Annotated in this window: 11 protein-coding genes and 2 pseudogenes; 9 read left to right on the plus strand and 4 right to left on the minus strand. The window is 68.6% G+C overall.

Going from position 1 to position 18,969, the window contains the following annotated elements:
- Positions 1-531 precede the first annotated feature (531 nt).
- Positions 532-1,752 (plus strand): adenylate/guanylate cyclase domain-containing protein, encoded by a 1,221-nt coding sequence (locus AC2W7K_RS10110; RefSeq protein WP_486006099.1) that lies wholly within the window; start codon positions 532-534, stop codon positions 1,750-1,752.
- Between the two features lie 369 nt (positions 1,753-2,121).
- On the opposite strand, the pseudogene AC2W7K_RS10115 reads toward AC2W7K_RS10110, so the two are convergent.
- From AC2W7K_RS10115 to AC2W7K_RS10125, 3 genes and pseudogenes are all read right to left on the minus strand, one after another.
- Positions 2,122-4,826, minus strand: a pseudogene (locus AC2W7K_RS10115) (DNA gyrase/topoisomerase IV subunit A).
- A gap of 180 nt (positions 4,827-5,006) precedes the next feature.
- Positions 5,007-5,561 (minus strand): TetR/AcrR family transcriptional regulator, encoded by a 555-nt coding sequence (locus tag AC2W7K_RS10120; RefSeq protein WP_198498369.1) that lies wholly within the window; start codon positions 5,559-5,561, stop codon positions 5,007-5,009.
- 270 nt (positions 5,562-5,831) lie between these two features.
- Positions 5,832-8,504, minus strand: a complete 2,673-nt coding sequence (locus AC2W7K_RS10125) for a bifunctional acetate--CoA ligase family protein/GNAT family N-acetyltransferase (RefSeq protein WP_198498370.1) — start codon at positions 8,502-8,504, stop codon at positions 5,832-5,834.
- Between the two features lie 73 nt (positions 8,505-8,577).
- On the opposite strand from AC2W7K_RS10125, the gene AC2W7K_RS10130 reads away from it, so the two are divergent.
- The 3 genes from AC2W7K_RS10130 to AC2W7K_RS10140 are packed head-to-tail and all read left to right on the plus strand — an operon-like array spanning position 8,578 to position 10,342.
- Positions 8,578-9,165, plus strand: a complete 588-nt coding sequence (locus tag AC2W7K_RS10130; protein WP_137824148.1) for a DUF5998 family protein — start codon at positions 8,578-8,580, stop codon at positions 9,163-9,165.
- Entirely contained in the window at positions 9,165-9,605 is a 441-nt protein-coding gene (locus tag AC2W7K_RS10135; protein WP_486006100.1) for an alkaline phosphatase family protein, read from the plus strand. Before AC2W7K_RS10130 ends, AC2W7K_RS10135 begins: the two co-directional genes overlap by 1 nt.
- The gene (locus tag AC2W7K_RS10140; RefSeq protein WP_486006101.1) at positions 9,602-10,342 is read left to right on the plus strand and encodes an alkaline phosphatase family protein; all 741 of its coding nucleotides are present in this window, start codon (positions 9,602-9,604) and stop codon (positions 10,340-10,342) included. Before AC2W7K_RS10135 ends, AC2W7K_RS10140 begins: the two co-directional genes overlap by 4 nt.
- On the opposite strand, the gene AC2W7K_RS10145 is transcribed toward AC2W7K_RS10140, so the two are convergent.
- Positions 10,302-10,895 carry a GtrA family protein gene (locus AC2W7K_RS10145; protein ID WP_198498372.1) on the minus strand — a complete coding sequence of 198 codons (594 nt, stop codon included), beginning with the start codon at positions 10,893-10,895 and terminating at the stop codon, positions 10,302-10,304. The two genes, AC2W7K_RS10140 and AC2W7K_RS10145, sit on opposite strands and share 41 nt — an antisense overlap.
- 264 nt (positions 10,896-11,159) lie before the next feature.
- Between AC2W7K_RS10145 and AC2W7K_RS10150 the strand changes: the two are divergent.
- From AC2W7K_RS10150 to AC2W7K_RS10170, 5 genes and pseudogenes are all read left to right on the plus strand, one after another.
- Positions 11,160-12,334, plus strand: a pseudogene (locus tag AC2W7K_RS10150) (5-(carboxyamino)imidazole ribonucleotide synthase).
- Position 12,335: 1 nt separating this feature from the next.
- Positions 12,336-12,875, plus strand: coding sequence for a 5-(carboxyamino)imidazole ribonucleotide mutase (purE, locus tag AC2W7K_RS10155; protein WP_198498374.1), 540 nt, complete (start codon positions 12,336-12,338; stop codon positions 12,873-12,875).
- A gap of 36 nt (positions 12,876-12,911) precedes the next feature.
- Entirely contained in the window at positions 12,912-14,060 is a 1,149-nt protein-coding gene (locus AC2W7K_RS10160; protein ID WP_198498375.1) for an acyl-CoA dehydrogenase family protein, read from the plus strand.
- Positions 14,061-14,310: 250 nt separating this feature from the next.
- Positions 14,311-15,810 (plus strand): LCP family protein, encoded by a 1,500-nt coding sequence (locus AC2W7K_RS10165; RefSeq protein ID WP_198498376.1) that lies wholly within the window; start codon positions 14,311-14,313, stop codon positions 15,808-15,810.
- A gap of 240 nt (positions 15,811-16,050) precedes the next feature.
- Entirely contained in the window at positions 16,051-18,780 is a 2,730-nt protein-coding gene (locus AC2W7K_RS10170; RefSeq protein ID WP_198498377.1) for an NlpC/P60 family protein, read from the plus strand.
- Positions 18,781-18,969 lie beyond the last annotated feature (189 nt).

Raw genomic sequence — 18,969 nt, forward strand, 5'->3', positions numbered from 1 at the left:
GCCTCGTCTGCAGCTACTCCTGTGTCGACCGATCCGAGCCGGCAGACCGGAACCGACACTGCAGCGGTCGAAGCTAGTGCCGCACAGTCATCGGCGACCGAAGCCTCTCCGACGTCGGAATCCCCGACCCCGGCCGCATCGGCGCCCCCGAAACCTGAGGTCGCGCCGGAACCGGTCACACCCGCCCCCGAACCGGTCACCCCCGCGGCCACGACCGCTGACTCCGCACCGGCGACCTCGATCGGTGATTCGACGCCGGCCCCGGTCGCGCCGGCATCAGCTGCCGACGCTGACAACTCCGCACCACGTGCCACGGCACCGAACACCGATGGCGACGCTGACGAGCCCGCGCACGGGGCCACGGCTACGGGCGACGATGACGACGTATCCTCACTCCATGTCACGGCACAGGACGCTTCGGCACAAGCCGCCGACGCTGACGAGCCCGCGCACCGGGCCGCGGCAGAGGACCACGATCACGGGCGCTCACCCCAGGCCACGGCCGATGCCGAACTGCCGGCCACCTCGGTGATGCCGGTCATCCGGTCAGCGGAGTCTGGCGAAGACGACGACGCCTCCGAGTCGAACACGACCGCACATCCGACCGGGAAGCCGAAGTCGTCCGACTTCTTCGGTGGCCTGCACGAGGATCCGCGCACCTCGGCGCTGAGCATCGTCGACGAGGACACCGACGACGATCCGATCTACGAGACCCGCAGCGCCGCCGAACGCCTCGAGGAGATCCTCCTCGACGGGAAGCGCGTGCTCGATCGTCGTGAAGCGGCGAAGCTCGGCGGCATCTCGACGGTCTCGGCGCGGAAGATGTGGCGGGCGCTCGGGATGTCGCAGACCGATGAGCATGACAAGGCGTACACGGTCAGCGATGCGCATGCGCTGCGGATGTGGGCGAAGCCGGTGGCCGACGGGCTCATCGATCAGGAGACGGCGCTGTCGCTGGCGCGCGCGATCGGGCAGACGACGGACCGCCTCGTCGTGTGGCAGATGGAGACGCTCGTCGAGTACCTCACCGAGGAGAAGGGCATGAGCGAGCCCGAGGCCCGGCGGGAGGCGCTCGAGGTCATCGAGGATCTCATCGATCCGATGCAGAAGATGCTCGTCTACTCGTGGCGGCGCAACCTCGCCGAGGTGATGGGCCGCCTCAACGTCAACGTGTCCGACGGTCTCGCGATGGACAACCGGCAGGGCTGGTACGACTCGTCGATGCCGCTGGCGCGGGCGGTCGGGTTCATCGACCTCGTCTCGTACACGCGGCTGTCGCAGAAGCTCGAGCCGAGGCAGCTGGCGAACATGGTCCAGGAGTTCCAGGGCATCTGCTACAACATCGTCGCCACCGGCGGCGGGCGGATCATCAAGACCGTCGGCGACGAGGTGTTCTTCGCCGCCGAGACCCCGATGGCCGGCGCCGAGATCGCGATGACCCTCATGGAGCGCGTGACCGCGGCCGCCGATCTGCCCCAGGCGCGGGTCGGGTTCGTGTGGGGGAGGGTGCTCTCCCGCCTCGGCGACATCTTCGGATCGAGCGTCAACCTCGCCGCCCGGCTGACGGCCGTCGCCGAACCCGGAACGATCTTCACCGACGAGGAGACCGCGCGCGTGCTGTCGACCTCCGACGCCTACGTCTTCGAACCCCGCGGATCGCTCACCTTGCAGGGTCTCGGGGAGACGGGCATCTGCCAGATGCTGCGCGGCACCGCGGCACGGATGAAGCTCGACCTCGACGACGAGAGCTGAGTTCCGGGTCCTGAGTTCCGAGGCTTGAGCCCGCAGTTGAGAGCGCGCCGCGCTCAGGTGTCCACGTCACGCGCCCCGCTCGGGTGTCCACGTCACACGCCGGGCTCGGGTGTCCACGTCACGCGCGGTGGTCGGGTGTCCACGTCACGCGCGGTGGTTGCGCTTTCACTACCGCCGTGCGCCGTCGCCATTGGCGCACGCGCCCCGCACGCGCAGCTCCATGAACAACCCGTGCACGTGGAGTGTGTCGAGCTGCGGGTGCCTCTCGCGAAGCTGCACGGTGTGCGTGAAGCTCCGGGTGCCTCTCGCGAAGCTGCGCGGTGTGCGTGACGCTGCGGGTAGTGATCAGCGCTCAGAGCGCCCTGGAACTCAGAAGAGCGCGGAGTCGCCGTCGTCGCCTGAATCGTCGTCAGCGTCGTCTTCGTCGTGGGAGACGATGACGCCGTTGTCGGTGTCGATGCGGGCGCGGGCGATCTCCTCCCGCGCGTCGTCGAGGTCGAGGTCGAAGCCGTCGAAGCTCGTCGCCAGGCCTCCCGTGCCCGGTGCCTGTGCCGCTCCGGAATCCGCCGCGGTGTCAGCGGAACCTGCACCGGCATCACCGACGCCGGCATCCCCGCCACCTGCGGAAGCGACATCATCCGGACCGCCGAGGCGGGGGAGCGTGCCGATGACATCGATCTTCGACTCGAGCGGGGAGCCCGAGCCGTCGCGCCTCGACATCTCGGTCGGCAGCGTCCGCGCACCGCCGGCGGAGGCCGCCGCCTGCGGCGAGTCGCCGACCCACGCAAGCGAGAGTTCGGTCTCGCCCTTGAGGAACTTGTGGGCCCGCACACCGGCGGTCGCCCGACCCTTCGTCGGGAACTCGACGAACTCGCTGACCTTGATCGACGACGACGGGGCACCGTAGAAGTTCTCGCCGCTGGCGATCGTCACGACCGACAGCGCCATCTCCTCATCGGGCTCGGCGGGGACGGCGCCGAAGAAGATCGCCGTCGCCTCGGCGGCGAGTTTGATGCCGGCGACGCCGGAGGCGTTCCAGCCCTGCGCCCGCAGCCCCGAGGCGTCGAAGGCGAGCAGCTGGGCGTTCGAGGTGACGAACACGGCCCGCGACGCATCGATGTCGCGCGGCTGGGCGATGCCGATGACGGCGTCCTTGCCCTTGAGGGCGATCGCATCCCAATCGGACTTGTTCGGCCGTCCGGCCACCGACACCCGCTTGACGACGCCCTCGGCGGTGCCGAGGAGGAACTCGCGGTCGAGGTCGATGAGCCCGATGACCTTCTCGGCCTTCTCCAGCGCCATGTACTCGGCGATCTTCACCCCGCCGGCGACATTGGGTCGCGCCGCCCCTGGCGGCAGCGCCGGAAGGTCGACGACATCGACCATGTGGAGCCGACCGGTCGAGGTTACCGCACCGATCCGGCCCTGCGTCGTCGTCACGATCTCCGAGACGAGCGCATCGTGGCTGGCCCGCTTGCCCGACCGGGCGAGCACCGCGGCATCGGAGGTCCGCGCGATGCGACCCGAGGTCGAGAGGAGGACCCGGGTCGGGGCGTCGGCGATCTTGAGGTTCTCCGGCGCCTTCTTGCCCTTGGCCGTGAGCTCCTTCATCGCCCCCTCGATGAGCACGGTCCGGCGCGGGGTGCCGATGATCTCAGCGGTGGCATCGAGTTCGGTGGCGACGAGCTCACGCAGCTTCGCCTCATCGGCGAGCAGACCCTCGAGGTACTCGATGCGGTTCTTGAGCTCATCGCGTTCGGCCTCGAGCTCGAGCGCGAGAACTTCGTCAGGCGCCGCAGCTGCAGGTCGAGGATGTACGTGGCCTGGAGCTCCGAGAGATCGAAGACGTCCATCAGCCGGGTCCGCGCGGTCGCGGCGTCATCGGATGAGCGGATGAGCTGGATGACCTCGTCGATGTCGAGGATCGCGATGAGCAGACCCTCGACGAGGTGGAGGCGGTCCTTGGCCTTGCGCAGCTGGAACACCGTGCGCCGACGCACGACGTCGATGCGGTGGGAGAGGTAGACGGTGAGGAGGTCGCGCAGCCCGAGGGTGCGCGGCTGGCCCTCGACGAGGCACACGTTGTTGATGCCGAAGGACTCCTCGAGCGGCGTCTGCCGGTAGAGCTCGGCGAGCACCGCCTCGGGGTTGAACCCGTTCTTGATCCCGATGACCAGCCGCAGACCGTTCTTCCGGTCCGAGTAGTCGTCGATCGAGGCGATTCCCGTGAGCTTCTTCGCTCCGACCGCGTCCTTGACCTTCGCGACGACCTTCTCCGGGCCGACGAGATAGGGCAGCTCGGTGACGACGATGCCCTTGCGCCGGGCGTTGATGTTCTCGATCGAGACCGTCGCACGGGTGCGGAACGTCCCGCGCCCCGTCTCGTACGCCTCCCGGACGCCGTCGAGTCCGATGATCCGCCCGCCCGTGGGCAGATCGGGACCCGGGATGAAGCGCATGAGCTCGGCGAGATCGGCCTCGGGGTTGCGAATGAGGTGGCAGCACGCGGCGATGACCTCGCCGGGATTGTGCGGAGCCATGTTCGTCGCCATGCCCACCGCGATGCCCGAGGCGCCGTTGATGAGGAGGTTGGGGAACGCGCTCGGCAGGACTTCGGGCTGGGTGAGCGTGTTGTCGTAGTTGGGGACGAAGTCGACGACCTCTTCGTCGAGGCCGGCGATCATCTGCATCGACGCCGTCGTCAGCCTCGCCTCGGTGTAGCGGGGGGCCGCGGGACCGTCGTCGAGGGTGCCGAAGTTGCCGTGACCGTCGACGAGCGGGACGCGCATGATGAAGTCCTGGCTGAGCCGAACGAGGGCGTCGTAGATCGCGGTGTCACCGTGGGGATGGAGCTTGCCCATGACATCGCCGACGATGCGCGAGGACTTCACATGGCCGCGGTCGGGGCGCAGCCCCATGTCGCCCATCTGGTAGACGATGCGCCGCTGCACGGGTTTGAGTCCGTCGCGGGCGTCGGGCAGTGCGCGTGAGTAGATGACCGAGTAGGCGTACTCGAGGTACGAACTCTCCATCTCCGCCGAGACGTCGACATCGATGACTCTGCCTTCGGTCATGGAACTCCTTCGACACGTGGACCACTGCTGCGCCGCCGAGCGCTGACGGCACCCGTCGATTCTAGCGTTCGCGCGGGGTTCACCGGCTCATCTCCGCCGGTTCGTGTCGGATTCCGCCCATGACAGGCCGGCCGGACGGGCGGACCCGGGTGCGGCGAGGGCAGAGGGGCGGACCTCAGCTCAGGCGGAGGCGAATTCGGCGCGCAGCCACTTGTCGAGTTCGCTGATGAACTTCTCGACGCGCTCCCGGCTCGCGGTGCCCGAGATCAGCTCGGTAATCATCATGCCGAGCACCGAACTCGAGATCCGCTTCGCGAGCTCGGGCTCGACGCCGCTGAGCTGGGCGACGAAGGCGTCGACCTGGTCCATGTTCGCCTGCTTCGCGGCGACGGCCTCGGTCGGCAGCGCGGGATCGAGGCCGAGCATCACCGAGGTGTAAAAGCGGCTGCGGTCGGTGGTCAGCAGCTCCATGCACAGGCTGACCGCGGCATCGAGCTGGGTGGTCTCGTCGTTTCCTGCAGTGTCGAGGAGTCGCTCGAGGCGACGGGCGTTGAGTTCGCCGATCCTCTCCATGATCCCGGTGATGAGGGCGTCGCGGGTGCGGTAGACGTTGGACGTCGAACCGACCGGCAGCTCCGCCATCGCGTCGACGGCCCGATGGGTGAGTCCGCGGACTCCCTGTTCGGCGACGACGGCGATCGCGGAATCCGTGACGACATCTTTACGCGAAATCAATACTCTCAGCCTCGCTCTCATGCGGCTGTTCCCGATCAAGGGTGCCTGCTGACGGTGAAGGACGAACACTGCTCACTGCCATGTCACGTTTTCACCTTCTCGTTGAATGGCACAAAACGATAACTATTCATGGAGGAACGGAATCAGACACTACAGGTTCGGTGCCGGAATTGGTATAAGACGCGCCAAACTGCCAGTCGGTTCCCACTTATCGGGTCGAATTCGCAGGTCCGACGCGTTCTGTCCCGTTAAAGGTCCGTCTCGGCAAGGTCAGCTGAGCAGGCGCCTTGTCGTATCGATCCGCGTCGCGTCCGCCAGCAGCGAAATCCGCACGCTGAGGATGTAGCTGTCGGTCTCCGTCGCGACGATCGGGTGCATCTCGACGTCGAGGATCTGCGGATGGCGCTCGACGAGGACGGAGAGGCGCTCGAGGACGTCGATGAGCGGATCGATGTTGACCGGGGGCAGACCCCGGTAGCCGAACAGCCTCGGCGAGGATTTGATCGCGCGGATCATCTCTCCCGCGTCCTTGTCGGTGAGCGGGGAGACGCGGTGCTCGACATCGCCGAGGAGCTCGGTCGTGTCCCCGGCCAGCGAGAACGAGAGCATCGGCCCGAGCAGGCGGTCCTCGCCGGCGCGGATCACGCACGGCACCCCGGGCGGGGCCATCGCCTGGACGTCGACGAGGGGCTCCTCGTCGGTGCCGAGCGATTCGATGAGGGTCTGGAGGGCGGTGAAGTCCTCGACGAGTTCGTCGGGGGTGTCGATGTTGAGCCGCACCCCGCCGAGTTCCATGCGGTGGCGCAGGGCCTTCGTCACCGCCTTGAGCGCGACCGGGTAGCCGAGCGTCTCGGCCGCCGCGAGCCCCTCGTCCACCGAGGCGGCCGTGATGTAGGGCATCGTCTCGATCCCGTAGCAGTCGAGCAGCGCCCTGGCCTGGTCGCGCTCGAGGACGACGGGGCAGCCGGGCCGCGCATCGGTGAGCGCGGCGTCGACGATGTCGCGCACGCCCTTGTCGTCGAGGTCCTCGATCTCGAGGAAGTTGCCGTGATCGGCCGAGCGCCACCGGGCGTAGTCCGTCGCCCGCGCGAGCGCCCACACGGCGTCCTCGGGGCCGACATAGCTCGGCACGGTGTGGGTCACGCGCTTGCCGTCGGAGTCGGTGAGGAAGCTCGTGAGCTCGTCCTGGACGCCGAGGATGCCGAGGAAGCAGGCCACCGTCGTCTTCGACGACCGGGCGGCGGTCTCGGCGAGCACCGCGGCGATCTCGCTCTCCTCGGCTCCGGCCGAGGGCGTGAAGTTGACGATGACGGAATCGATGTCGTCCCGGTCGTACATCGCGGCGAGCTTCTCGCCGAAGGTCTCGGCATCGACCTCGGGGTGGAGGGAGACGGTCGCGGACTCGACGCTCAGCCCCTCGGCCCGGGCCCGCTGGACGATGAGGGTCGACAGGGCCGCGGAGTTCCCGATGACGCCGACCCGCCGCCCCGCCGGCAGCGGCTGGGTCGAGAACACCTGTGCGAGATCGAAGAGCTGGTGGACGGTGTCGGCCCTGATCACCCCGGCCTGGCCGAGCACCTGGTCGAGGGTGTGCGGGGCGAGCGAGGACGTGCGCACGACGTGGCCGGGCGGCAGCTCGCGGCCGGTGACATCGGACTTGACGACGATGACGGGTTTGACGCGGGAGACGCGCCGGGCGATGCGGGAGAACTTGCGCGGGTTGCCGATCGATTCGAGGTAGAGGCCGACGGTCTTCGTCGCCGGATCCTCCTCCCAGTACTGGAGGACGTCGTTGCCGGACATGTCGGCGCGGTTGCCGGCGGAGACGAACGTCGAGATGCCCAGGCCCCGTGTCTTCGCCGCCGCGAGCAGAGCCGTGCCGAGGGCCCCGGACTGGCTGAAGAGGCCGAGGGTGCCCGGTTCGGGGAGGAACGGGGCGAGTGAGGCGTTGAGGGAGACGTCCTCGGCCTCGTTGACGATGCCGAAGGAGTTCGGCCCGATGAGCCGCATGCCGTACGCCCGCGAGGTCGCGACGACCTGGCGCTGGAGTTCGGCACCGGCGCGGCCGGTCTCGGCGAAGCCCGAGGAGATGACGAGCACGCCCTTGGCGCCGTGGGCGGCGCACTCCTGGACCACCTCGGTGACGGATTCCGCGGGCACGGCGATGACGGCGAGGTCAGCGGTGCCCGGCAGCTCGCCGAGGCTCGGGTACGCCGGGACCCCGGCGACCTGGTCGGCCTCGGGGTGGACGACCCACAGCTCGCCCTTGAAGTCGGCGGAGACGATGTTGCGGATGAGGAGGTTGCCCGTGGAGTTGCGCTTGCGGCTGGCGCCGATGACGACCACCGAGGCGGGATGGAGGACGGTGCGCACGCTCTTGGCCTCCGCGCGGTGCTCGCGGGTGGCCTGGACCTCGAGCGAGCGCGCGGTGGGGTCGATGTCGAAGCTCACGGCCACGACCCCGTCGTCGAAGCCGCGGCTGACCTCGTAGCCGGCGGCCTGGAAGACCTGGAGCATCGAGCGGTTCTGGGGGAGCACCTCGGCGGTGAATTTGCGCAGGCCCGATTCGCGCGCGGCCGCGGCGAGGTGCTCGAGGAGGATCGAGCCGATCCCGCGGCCCTGGTGGGCGTCGGCGATGTTGAACGCGACCTCCGCGGTGCCCGGGGAGATCTTGTCGAAGCGGCCGACCCCGATGATGTCGTCGCCGATCGTCATGACGAGCGCCACCCGGTCGTGGTGGTCGACGTTGACGAAGCGGTCGAGATCGCGTTTGGGCAGCTTGGGCAGTGGCGCGAAGAAGCGGAGGTAGATCGACTCCGGCGACTGCGCCTCGTGCATCCGAGACAGCGCCTCGGCGTCGTCGGGAACGATCGGACGCAGGTGCGCGGTGCCGCCGTCGCGCAGAACGACGTCGGCCTCCCACGCGGCAGGATAGTCTTCCATACCCCAAGCATAGGTGCCCGACCGGTGCGTTCGCGGCTGGGATCGGGTGTGCGAGTACGGCACAATGGAGGGCATGTCTCTACCCGACGTCCTCGTCCGCGATCTCCAATCGGCCGGCTACTACCCGCAGCTCACCGAGGGGATCCTCGCCGACTCCCTCTACGACGAACCGGTGCTCAGCCACTTCGTCCACATCGACACCCACGTCGACATCGAATCGATCCACCGGCACGTCACGGCGTTCGTCCTCACCGAGACCCGACTCCTCCTCGCCCACGTCGACGATGATCCCGCCGTCGCCCCCGGCGGCAAGGCGCGGGCGGTGACGAGCAGCGAGGACATCGAACTCGAGCGCCTCGGCACCGTCATGGTCGGGCGCACCTTCGCCGACCCCGCCTCGTATGCGCCGGGCGATGCCCCGGTCGAGGTCTCGCTGACGCTGTCGTGGGGCGCTGCCCGGCGCATCGAGGCGTTCCCCGAGACCTGCGGTGACCCGGACTGCATGGGCGACCACGGGTACGGGGGATCGATCTTCGCCGAGGATGTCCTCCTCCGCGTCTCCGCCGAAGCCGAAGGCCAGGCCGCCGTCGACCGCATCGCCGACTTCGCCGACCGCCTGCGCGCCGCCGTCTTCCACGCCCGCCTCCGGTCGCGGCGCTGATGGCCGACCTCCCCTCGGACCAGGCCCCCACCGCGAGCCTGCTCGCTCCTCCCGACTACGGCAATCCCCTCCTCTCCGATGTCGTCCCGGCCGCGGCGCTCAGCCTCGGTGCCGGCGGCGTGCTCGATGACACCGCGGCCCTGCGCGCGCAGCGCCTCGGGTTCGACCGCGAGGTGCGCACCGCGATCGTCGTCCTCATCGACGGCCTCGGTGAGCAGCTGCTGTCCCGCGACAGCGGCTACACCCCCTTCTTCCGGTCCCTGGCCGGCCAGCGGCGGACCGTGTCGACGGGATTCCCGTCGACGACGGCGAACTCCCTGTCCTCGTTCGCCACCGGGCGGCTGCCAGGGGCCCACGGCGTCGTCGGCTACCGGCTGCTCGATCCCGCGAAGGACGCGGTGTTCAACCAGCTGACCTGGGATCTCGACGTCATCCCGTGACCTGGGTGCCCGATGCCACGCTCTTCGAACGCCTCGAGACCGCCGACGTCGACGTCGTCAGCCTCGGTGAGGCGAAGTTCGCCGGACGCGGGCTCAACCGCGCTTCCCTGCGCGGGGGCCGGTTCCGGGCGTCGAAGACGCTCGAGGAGCGGTGTGCGCAGGCCCTCGCCGAGGTGCGGGCTCCGGGCACCCGGCTCGTCTACCTCTACTGGGGCGGCCTCGACAAGACCGGGCACGTCCACGGCTCGAACTCGGCGCAGTGGACCGAGGAGCTCGAACGCATCGACCTCGCCCTGTCCCGGCTCGCCCAGGACCTGCCGCACGATGCCGCGATGATCGTCACCGCCGACCACGGGATGGTCGACATCGACCACGACACGCGCCTCGACCTCGTCGACGCTCCCGAGCTCAAGGCCGGTCTGCGCCACCTCGGCGGGGAGCCGCGGGCCCTTCACCTCTACGCGCAGCCCGGTGCCGCCGGCGATGTCGCGGCGGCGTGGACGGAGACGCTGGGGGACCGGGCCCTCGTGCTGCCGCAGGCCGAAGCGGTGCGCCGCGACTACTTCGGTCCCGTCGATCCCCGGGTCATCGGGCGCATCGGGGACGTCGTCGTCATCTGCACCGACGGCTTCGCCGTCGTCGATTCGGAGACGGAGTCAGCCTCGGCGCTCGCGCTCATCGGCCATCACGGGGCGACTACGGCACGCGAACTCGAGATTCCGCTCCTCGTCGTCTGACGCCTGTCCGCGGGACCCGGCGGACGGTGGCGCCGGCGCTCTCGCCGTCGTTGGTCGCGGCGTTGACGTCGGTCGCGTCGTCGTCGTCGATCGCGTCGTTGTCGTCGGTCGGGACGATGGCCCGCCTCAGCGAGGCGGTGCCGGGGACGCGGTAGAGCACACGGCTGTACATGATGTAGCGGAAGATGTTGCCGAGCAGCACGCCGACGACGTTGGCGGAGATGTTGTCGGCCAGCGGCGAGGTCCAGCCCATGACGTAATGGCTGACGATGAGGCAGAGGCCGGCGATGCCGAGCCCGGCGAGATTGACGAGGAAGAAGCCGATCGCCTCGCGCCAGGGCCGGCTCGTGCGGCCGTCGCGGAACGTCCAGTGCCGGGAGCCGAGCCAGCTCACCGTCGTCGCCGCCGCCACGGACACGACCTTGGGGATGAGCGGGCCGATGTCGGTGGTGAAGAGGATGAGGTTGAAGACGCCGAGGTCGACGAGGAACGCGATCGTCCCGACGGCGGTGAACTTCGCCAGACGGGAGAGCTCGGACCGGGTGCGTCCCATGCCCCTCCTCATCTCGTGGATCGCGGTCTCGTGGATCGGGGTCCCTGACTCGTGGTCGCCGACCCGAGGTCATCCTACGACAGCCGGATCGGTGTTCCCTGCGGACAACAGAGCTCCCTGCAGACAGAGACGTTCTCTGCGGACAGGGGAGCCGACCGGAGCCGGAGGACTGCCCTCACGCACCGTTCGGAGCGGCCCCGCGATAGGATGGCAGGCGTGACTTTTCCTACCATCGGCGTCATCGGCGGCGGTCAGCTCGCCCGCATGCTCGCCCCCGCCGCCGAAGCCCTCGGCGTGAGATTCGCCGTCCTCTCCGAGTCCGCTGACGCCCCCGCCGCGCAGGTCATCCACGACGTCACGGTCGGCGACTACACCGACTTCGCGACGCTCAAGTCCTTCGCCGAGACCGTCGACGTCATCACCTTCGACCACGAGCACGTCCCGCCGGAGCACCTCGAGGCCCTCGTCGCCGCCGGGTACACCGTCCGCCCGGGACCGCGGGCGCTCATCTTCGCCCAGGACAAGATCCTCATGCGCCGGAAGATGGACGACCTCGGCCTGCCCAACCCCCGGTGGGCGGAGATCGGCAGCCTCGCCGATGCCGAGGCCTTCGCCGCCGAGGTGGGCCTGCCCTTCGTCCTCAAGACCCCGCGCGGGGCTATGACGGCAAGGGCGTGCGCGTCATCTCCGACCTCGCCGAGGTCACCGATTGGCTCGCCGAGGTCCCCGTCCTCCTCGCCGAGGAGAAGGTCGACTTCACCCGGGAGCTCGCCGTCATGGTCGGCCGGTCCCCGATGGGCCAGACCGCCGTGTGGCCGGTCGTCGAGACGTGGCAGCAGGACGGCGTGTGCAAGGAGGCGATCGCCCCGGCCCCCGGGCTGCCCGGGCAGAAGGCGACCGCGATCACCGAGGCGGTCCTCACCGTCGCCGGTGCCCTCGACGTCACCGGGGTGATGGCGATGGAGATGTTCGAGACCCCGGACGGCTTCCTCATCAACGAATTCGCGATGCGCCCCCACAACACCGGGCACTGGACGCAGGACGGCTCGGTGACGAGCCAGTTCGAACAGCACCTGCGCGCCGTCCTCGACCTGCCGCTCGGCAGCCCTGCGGCCCGCGACGAGGTCTCGGTCATGGTCAACATCCTCGGCGCCGACCACGAGGACCTCTACCACCCCTACCTCCACGTCATGGCCCACGACCCCGATGTCAAGGTCCACCTCTACGGCAAGGACGTCAGCCCCGGGCGGAAGGTCGGCCACGTCAACGCGTACGGCGCCGATCGCGCGCTCGTCCTCGCCCGGGCCCGGCACGCCGCGGACTTCATCGCCGGCGTCGACGTCGACCCGCACCCGAGCCTGCCGACCCCGGCCGACCTCACCCCGGAGGGCGCGGAGGACACCGCGCCCCGCCAGACCTCACCCGAGGAAAGGGACTGACATGACCACCTCCACGCAGCAGACCGACGAGGCGGCCGCCTCGGCGAGCGTCCCCGTCGGGATCGTCATGGGCTCCGACTCGGACTGGCCGACGATGCGGGCCGCCGCCGAGGCGCTCACCGAACTCGGCATCGCCTCGACCGCCGAGGTGGTCTCGGCCCACCGCATGCCCGAGGACATGGTCGAGTGGGCGCGGACCGCTGCCGAGCGCGGACTGCGCGTCATCATCGCCGGGGCTGGGGGAGCGGCGCACCTGCCGGGGATGATCGCCTCGATGACGTCCCTGCCGGTCATCGGGGTGCCCGTGCCGCTGAAACACCTCGACGGAATGGACTCCCTCCTCTCGATCGTCCAGATGCCCGGCGGCGTGCCCGTCGCGACGGTCTCGATCGGGGGAGCGAAGAACGCAGGACTGCTTGCCGCACGGATCCTCGCAGCCGGCACCGACGCCGAGGCGGTCGCTCTCCGCGGCCGACTCGACGACTACCGGGCCGCCCTCCGCCAGGTCGCCCTCGACAAAGGGGCGGCACTCGGGCAATAATTATTGACTGAACGATCGATCAGTCAAAGGAGCACGATGTTCGACCTCTACCAGCCCAGTGAAGAGCACGAAGAGATCCGCGCGGCGGTGCGCGACGTCGTCGAGAAGCGGATCGCCCCCTTCGCGGCCGAGGTCGACGCCGAGTCCCGGTACCCGCAGGAAGCCCACGACGCGCTCGTCGAGACCGACTTCTTCGCCGCGCACATCCCCGAGCAGTACGGGGGAGTCGGGGCCGACGCGCTCGCGGTCGCGATCATCATCGAAGAGGTCGCGCGCGCCTGCGCCTCGTCCTCGCTCATCCCCGCGGTCAACAAGCTCGGCAGCATGCCCGTCCAGCTCGGCGGCGACGATGCGATCAAGGAGAAGTACCTCACCCCCGTCGCCCGCGGCGAGGCCGGGTTCTCCTACGGGCTCTCCGAACGCGAGGCCGGCTCCGACACCGCCTCGATGAAGACGCGGGCGACCCGTGACGGCGACGACTGGATCCTCAACGGCGTGAAGACGTGGATCACCAACGCCGGCGTCTCCGAGTACTACACGGTGATGGCCGTGACCGATCCCGACGGAGCCCGCGGACGCAACATCTCCGCGTTCGTCGTCGAGAAGTCCGACGAGGGCTTCACGTTCGGTGAGAAGGAGCGCAAGCTCGGCATCAAAGGCTCCCCGACCCGGGAGCTGCTCTTCGACAACGTCCGACTGCCCGGCGACCGCATCGTCGGCGCCCCGGGGGAGGGCCTGAAGATCGCGCTGCGCACCCTCGACCACACGCGCGTGACGATCGCCGCCCAGGCCATCGGCATCGCCCAGGGCGCCCTCGACTACGCGCTGGGCTACGTCAAGGAGCGCCAGCAGTTCGGCAAGCGCATCGCCGACTTCCAGGCCATCCAGTTCATGCTCGCCGACATGGGCATGAAGCTCGAGGCCGCACGCCAGCTCACCTACACCGCGGCGGCGAAGAGCGAGCGCGGCGACGCCGACCTCACGTACTTCGGGGCCGCCGCGAAGGCGTTCGCCTCCGATGCCGCGATGGAGATCACGACCGACGCCGTCCAGCTCCTCGGCGGGGCCGGCTACGTCGTCGACCACCCCGTCGAGCGGATGATGCGCGACGCGAAGATCACCCAGATCTACGAGGGCACGAACCAGATCCAGCGCCTCGTCATGGGTCGCCAGCTGCTCGGCTGAGACCCGGTGCGCCCGCTGTCGGCCCGACGTGTCGGCGGCGGGCGTCGGCGTGCCCGCTGGGGGCTGTCACCAGCGTGTGAGGAGTATCACTCGGCCGCCGCGACATGCGCAGATCCCAGGTGCGGGAATCCACGGCATCCACGCGACACAATGGATGAACACAGTGGACTCTGACGAAGCTTTGGCAGAGTGGTCACTGGCGCGGCCGCGAACGGCTGCTGCGAGAAGCGCGTGAGACGAAGGTGAGGCAGTGGCCGAAACGAGATACATCGACCCCATTCACTTCCCGTCGTACGCCTCGCAGCCGACGAGGGACGTCCGTGCGTGGTTGCTGCTTCTCGTCACCATCCTCCTGCCCGGCGGTGTCCAGCTGCTCTTCCGCAGCCGGCGCTGGGCGCGGATCTCGCTGTCGATCACCGCGCTCAGCTGGCTGCTCTTCATCGTCGCCGTCATCGCGATCCTCATCAACCGCACGTTCGCGTTCACGATCGGGACGAACCCGATCATCCTCACATTCCTCACGCTCTGGGTGCCCATCGTCGGGCTCAACTGGTTCGTCTGCCTCGTCGACACGATTCGCCGCATCCGGCTGGTGACGCTGTCGAAGAAGGCCCGTCCGCGCTTCCTCGCCGCCTTCTGCGCCCTCGTCCTCATCGTCGTCGGGCCGCTGGCGTGGGGCACGAACATGCTCAACAGCCAGCGCGGACTCGTCAGCGACCTCTTCGCCTCCGGGAAGGTCGCGAAGCCCGTCGACGGGCGCTACAACATCCTGCTCCTCGGCTCGGACGCCGGCAAGGGCAGGACCGGCATCCGACCCGACTCGCTGTCTCTTGTCTCGATCGATGCGGAGACCGGCAAGACCGTCATCATCGGCCTGCCGCGCAACATGCAGAACGTTCCCTTCGCCGAGGGCTCACCCCTGGCCTCGGTCTACCCGCAGGGCTTCAACTGCGGCAGCGAATGCCTGCTCAACGCCGTGTTCCAGCAGGGTGAGAAGTACAAGGACCGGTTCGAGGACCCGGAGCGGGCCGGCGAGCAGGCGACGATGGACGCCGTGTCCGCCGTCACCGGCCTTGAGGTCCAGTACTACGCGATGATCAACCTCAAGGGCTTCGAGAACCTCATCGACTCCCTCGGCGGGATCACCATCGTCTCGGGCAAACGCGTCCCGATCTCCTCGAAGGTCGACCCGACGACGGGCAAGCACGGGCCGGTCAAGGGGTGGATCGAGCCCGGGGAGCAGAAGCTCGACGGCTTCAACGCCCTCTGGTACGCCCGTTCCCGTGAGTTCTCGAGCGACTACGAGCGGATGATCCGGCAGCGGTGCGTCCAGGAGGCGATGGTCAAGCAGCTCGACCCGGCCACGGTGCTCACCCGCTACCAGGACATCGCGAAGGCGACCCCCGGAGCCCTGTCGACGGACATCCCGTCCTCACAGGTCGACTCGTTCGTCGATCTCGCGCTCAAGGTCAAGAGCCAGAAGATCGAGTCGCTTGACCTCACTCCGCCGCGCGTGACACCATCACAACCGGACTTCGCCGAAGCCCGTCGCCTGGTTGCCGAGAAGATCGATGCCGCCTCCAGGGACGCTGAGAAGCAGACCGAGGCGCTCGCGATGCCGGCAGGCGTCGGGGCGGGCGTGTCCGCGGGCATCGGCACCGGTGCCTCGGTGACGGCCTCCGGGGCCGGTGACACCACTCCTGACGAGGGCGAAGAGGCCGACGCACGGGCGATCTGCTACGTCCCGTGACGCTCCGGCGACCCGGTCGATGACGACCTGAGAACGTCCCGGCGAAAAAACTTTCGCACGGTGTGTCGCCTGCCAACACTGGGAACCACACCGGTGTAATTATCTTCATTCGTTATTTTCCACTCTGACACGCCGGAAATGTGTAACAATTTTGAGATGTTGGGGTCGCCCACCGTATGCCGACGGTGAAGTGGACTCCCGGGCCTGAACTTCCCTGACTTCCTCGAAAAGGCTGTAACGATGAAATACATACTGCCCACAGTCGCGGGCTGCGCCTCTGTCGCACTCGTCGGCACCTTAGCGGTCACGGCGACGGACGCCTTTGCTGCCACCGTCGAACCGGAAGTGACCCAAGAAGCGCTCAATGTGAGCGAAGACGGACTCGACGTCCCCGGCGCGCGCGATTCGAGCAGCGCCGAGGCGAGCGTCTCCAACCAGAGCGCGACCAACCTTCCCGACATCTTCAAGTCCCAGTCGGCGCTGGCCGCCGCGCAGGTGCCTGAGACCGTCAACGTGAGCGCTCAGCCGGTCGCTGCGACCGTCGCCCCCACCTCGGCGGGCCTGACCTCCCCGGAGGGATCGCAGACTCCCGCACCGGCCGAGGGCACCGCCCCCGCCGAGTCCGGCGATGCCGGTGACGGCGGAGAGGCCGCCCAGGAGCCCACCGAGGGCTCGACCCCCGCCGACGACGCGCAGGACGACGAGGACATCTCCGGCACGGTGCGTCAGAAGACCGAGGACGGCGTCAACATCGCGCTCATCTCCGACGTCCTCGACGTGCCCACGAAGAACCCGAGCCTCGTCGGAGTCACCTTCGCCGATGCGCCGAGCACGATCCGCATCCAGGTGCGCGTCAAGAGCGACTCCGGGTGGGGATCCTGGCAGGATCTCGACGAGGACAAGCAGGAGGAGGCGAAGAACGAGGGCTCCGAGCCGTTCACCGTCAACGAGGCCAGCGGCGTGCAGCTGCGCATCCTCGGCGACAAGGCGCCCACGGATGCCGAACTCGTCCTCGTCGACCCCAAGTTCTCCGAAGCCGACGCGCAGGCGGTCGCGGACAACGCGCCCGTCCAGATCGATCCGGCCGCCTCGACCGACGAGTCCGGCTCGACCGCACCCGCCGTCGACGAATCCGGCACCACCGACACCGGCGCGACCGATGCCACGACGGTGTCGGCGACCGGTGCGGCCACGGTGACGACGCAGAACTACGTGCCCGGTGACGCGCAGGTCAACACCGTCGCGAAGTCGGCCAAGGTGCCCAAGCCCGACATCGCCTCGCGGAAGTCGTGGGGAGCGAAGTCGTACAAGGGCAGCCCCAGCTACGCGAGCAGCATCAAGCAGGCCGTCGTCCACCACACCTCGGGATCGAACAGCTACTCGGCTGAGGACGTTCCCGGCATCATCCGCGGCATCCAGACCTTCCACCAGAAGGGACGCGGATGGTCCGACATCGGATACAACGTCGTCGCCGACAAGTACGGTCGCCTGTGGCAGGCCCGTGACGGTGACATCTCGAAGGCCGTGGTCGGCGCTCACACCTCCGGTCACAACACCGGCACCTTCGGCATCTCGGTGCTCGGCACGTACAACAGCTCGGCTCCGCCGAAGGTCACCCGCGACGCCGTCGCCTCGGCGATCGCGTGGAAGTTCTCGATGTACGGACTGACGGCGAGCAAGTCGACGCTCGTCGGCCACCGCGACCTCGGCAGCACCGACTGCCCGGGCGATGCGTTCTACGCGAAGCTCGGCGAGGTCCGCGACACCGTCAACAACATCCTCAAGTCCGGCGATCTGCCCTCGGACAGCAGCGATGACGGCAAGAACGAGACCCCGAAGCCGGCACCGCAGACCGCGATCGAGAAGTACGCCGCGGACAACAACCTCGGCAAGGCCACCGGCAGCGAGTACGACGTCAAGGGCGTCGACGGCGCCAAGGCCCGCAACTACGAGAAGGGCGTCGTCTACTGGTCGCAGAAGACCGGCGCGTACCACGTCACCGGGGCGATCGCCTCGGCGTACAAGGGTGAGGCCATCACCCAGCTGGGGCTGCCCGTGAGCACGGAGAAGGGCGGCCTCAAGGGCGGGGGCGTCTACCAGACGTTCTCGAAGGGCTCGTTCCACTGGTCGCCCCAGACCGGGGCGGCCTACACCACCGGAACCCTGCTCAAGTACTGGAAGGACAAGGGCTACGAGCGCGGCCACCTCGGCTACCCGAAGTCCAACCCGGTGATCAAGGACGGCCGTGCCGAGCAGCTCTTCGAGGGAGCGAAGCTCGTGTGGGCCGAGGGCTACGGCACGACGGAGTTCTCCGCCAGGGGCTCGATCTCGGGCACCGCAGTCGATGAGAACGCGCCGGGCGACTCGCCCCCGCCGGGGGACAGCGCCGCCGATGGCGGTTCGGGTGCAGACTCCGGGGAAGGTGCTGCAGCCGACGGAAACGCGAACGGATCAGACAACGGCTCCGACAACGGCGGTTCGACCGATGAGCCGACGCAGGAGCCCACCCCTTCGGATCCGCCGAAGGAAGAGCCCAAGCCGACCGAGCCTCCGAAGGAGGAGCCGAAGCCCACTGAGCCGCCCAAGGAGGACAAGCCCTCGAAGGAGGAGCAGATCCAGGCGCAGCGGGACAAGGTCATCGAACAGGCGAAGAAGTACGTCGGGACCAAGTACGTCTGGGGCGGGACCACGCCGAACGGCTGGGACTGCTCGGGCTACACCCAGTACGTCTACGGCAAGGCGGGCATCGATCTGCCGCGCACGACTAGCCAGCAGCGCAATGCCGGCAAGGAGATCTCGATCAAGGACGCCAAGCCCGGCGACCTCATCTGGATCCCCGGTCACATCGGAATCATCTCCGAGACCAAGGGCCAGATGTACGACGCGGGTTCGACGCGGACGAACACGACGAAGCGCAGCTACGAGTGGATGCTCAGCCGCGGCGCCAAGGTCATCCGGGTCATCGGCTGATCATCGCGCAGTGATCACTGGGGAGTGACCACATCGGCAGCGGCCCCGAGACGCACCCGCGTCTCGGGGCCGCTGGCGTGTGTGCGGTGAACACTGTGTGACCGGGCCTGAACAGAAAGTGAAGTCACGGCGTCATCGCGGAATTCCGGCAGGCGCACACGCTACGGTTGAGGGATGGATGCGCGAGAG

It is taken from the genome of Brevibacterium sp. LAARM2_SD2, from assembly GCF_057364785.1.